The sequence below is a fragment of the Cellulomonas sp. NPDC057328 genome (assembly GCF_042667215.1).
Taxonomy (GTDB): Bacteria; Actinomycetota; Actinomycetes; order Actinomycetales; family Cellulomonadaceae; genus Cellulomonas.
On record NZ_JBHUZW010000206.1, the window covers coordinates 1 to 2,566 of the forward strand.

General features: G+C 76.4%; 2 protein-coding genes. Both read left to right on the top strand.

The genetic code is table 11. The features are described 5' to 3' along the window. The first annotated feature begins 28 nt into the window (after window positions 1–28). Complete coding sequence (locus tag ACFUMH_RS18975; protein WP_378209175.1) at window positions 29–1,363, top strand: glycosyltransferase; 1,335 nt, start codon at window positions 29–31, stop codon at window positions 1,361–1,363. 183 nt (window positions 1,364–1,546) lie between these two features. Further along, window positions 1,547–2,287 carry a phosphoglyceromutase gene (locus tag ACFUMH_RS18980; RefSeq protein WP_378209173.1) on the top strand — a complete coding sequence of 247 codons (741 nt, stop codon included), beginning with the start codon at window positions 1,547–1,549 and terminating at the stop codon, window positions 2,285–2,287. Window positions 2,288–2,566: the final 279 nt, after the last annotated feature.

A 2,566-nucleotide genomic window follows, 5' to 3' on the forward strand; every position in this document is an offset into this window, starting at 1 on the left:
GTCCGCGCACGGCGTGACAATGGAGGACGTGACCGTCGAGCGCGCACCCCGGGTGGCCATGCTCTCGGTGCACACGTCCCCCCTCGACCAGCCCGGCACGGGCGACGCGGGGGGCATGAACGTCTACGTGCTGGAGCTGTCGCGCGCGCTCGCGGCCCGCGGCGCGCGCGTCGAGATCTTCACGCGTGCGACCGCGTCGGACCTGCCGGAGACCGTGGTGCTGGACGGCACGACCGCCGACGGCCGCACGCTCGCGGGCCCGGAGGCGCGCGACGTCCTGCTCGCCGACGACGTCCCGCCGGGCGTCGTCCCGCCCGTGCTCGTGCACCACGTGCCCGCGGGACCGTTCGAGGCGCTCGACAAGAACGACCTGCCGGGCGTCCTGTGCGGCATGGCGGCGGGCGTGCTGCGCTCCGAGGCCGCGCGCCGGCCCGGCTGGTACGACGTCGTGCACTCCCACTACTGGCTCTCGGGTCAGGTCGGCGCGATCGCCGCGCAGCGGTGGGAGGTGCCGCTCGTGCACACCGCCCACACGCTGGCGCGAGTGAAGAACGCGAGCCTCGGCCCGGGCGACGCGCCGGAGCCGACCGTGCGCGTCGTGGGGGAGGAGCAGGTCGTCGCGGAGGCGGACGCGCTCGTCGCGTCCACGCCCGTCGAGGCGCGCGAGCTCGTCGAGCTGTACGCCGCCGACCCGCAGCTCGTGCACGTCGTGGAGCCGGGCGTGGACCTCGACCGGTTCGCGCCGGCCGCGCCGGGGGGACGTGCGGCCGCCCGCCGCCGGCTCGGGCTGCCGCTCGACCGGCAGGTCGTGCTGTTCGCGGGGCGCGTGCAGGCGCTCAAGGCCCCCGACGTTCTGGTCCGCGCGCTCGGCGTGCTGCGCGACGCGGGCCGTCCCGTGCCGCTGCTCGTCGTGCTCGGCGGGCCGAGCGGGCGAGCGACGGCGGTGCGCGAGCTGCTCGCGCTCGCGGCGACGTGCGGGGTCGCGGACGACGTCCTCGTGCACCCGCCGGCGCCGCGCGACCGCCTGCCGCTCTGGTACCACGCGGCCGACGTCGTCGCGATGCCCTCGCGCTCGGAGTCGTTCGGCCTCGTCGCCGCGGAGGCGCAGGCCAGCGGCGTGCCGGTGCTCGCGGCCGCCGTCGGCGGGCTGCGCACGGTCGTCGACGACGGCGTGTCCGGCCGGCTCGTCCCGGACCACGAGCCCGGGCGGTGGGCGGACGTGCTCGCCGACGCGCTCGCGGACGACGAGCGCCGCGCCGCGTGGGGCCGTGCCGCCCGCCGGGTCGCGGAGCGGTTCGGCTGGGACGCCGCGGCCGACCAGCTCCTCAAGGTCTACGCGGTCGCCGCCGAGCAGCGCCGCTGAGCCCGCTGAACCCGCGAGTCCCGCGAGGTCGCGGGACTCGCGCGAGGTCGCGGGCTCCGACCCGCGACCTCGTGCCCGACCCGCGACCTCGCGCCGCACCCGCGACCTCGCGGGCGGGCCGTCCGTCGACCGGGGGACGGACGTCCCTGCGTCCCGGGTCCGCGGCTGCGGCAGGATGGAGGCATGACCTACACCCTCGTGCTGCTCCGCCACGGCGAGAGCGAGTGGAACGCGAAGAACCTCTTCACCGGCTGGGTCGACGTCCCGCTGTCGGAGAAGGGCGTCGAGGAGGCCAAGCGCGGCGGCACGCTGCTGACCGACGCCGGCGTGCTGCCGGACGTCGTGCACACGTCCCTCCTGCGCCGGGCCATCACGACGGCGAACTACGCGCTCGACGCGGCCGACCGCCTGTGGATCCCCGTCAAGCGCTCGTGGCGCCTGAACGAGCGCCACTACGGCGCCCTGCAGGGGAAGAACAAGAAGCAGACGCTCGAGGAGTACGGCGAGGAGCAGTTCATGCTCTGGCGCCGCTCGTACGACGTCCCGCCGCCCGAGATCGAGCTCGGCACCGAGTTCTCCCAGGACCAGGACCCCCGCTACGCCGGCGAGCCGATCCCGCGCACCGAGGCGCTCGCCCAGGTCCTCGACCGCGCGCTGCCGTACTGGGACGCGGAGATCGTCCCCGACCTGCGGGCCGGCAAGGTCGTCCTCGTCGCCGCGCACGGCAACTCGATCCGCTCGATCGTCAAGTACCTCGATGACGTCGACGAGCAGACCATCGCCGGCATCAACATCCCCACCGGCATCCCGCTGCTCTACGAGCTCGACGAGGAGACGCTGAAGCCGACCGTCGCGGGCGGCACGTACCTCGACCCGGAGGCCGCCAAGGCCGCCATCGCCGCGGTGGCGAACCAGGGCCGCTGACCCGACCCGCACGCACCGACGGGCCGTCGTCCCCCCCGGGACGGCGGCCCGTCGTCGTGCACGGCAGCCGCCCGCGCACCCGCCCGCCGCGGCGGCCCGTCGCCGCACCCCGTCGCCGCACCCCGCGAACGCGCTGTGGTGCGCGTGCAGGAGTCCACGTCCGCGAACCACGGCCCGTCCGGCCGTCGCAGGTGCGCCCGGACGTGACGAGGCGCCCGCCCCCTCCCCGGGACGGGCGCCTCGCGGTGCGAGCCGGGGTACGGCTCGGTGGTCGCCGGG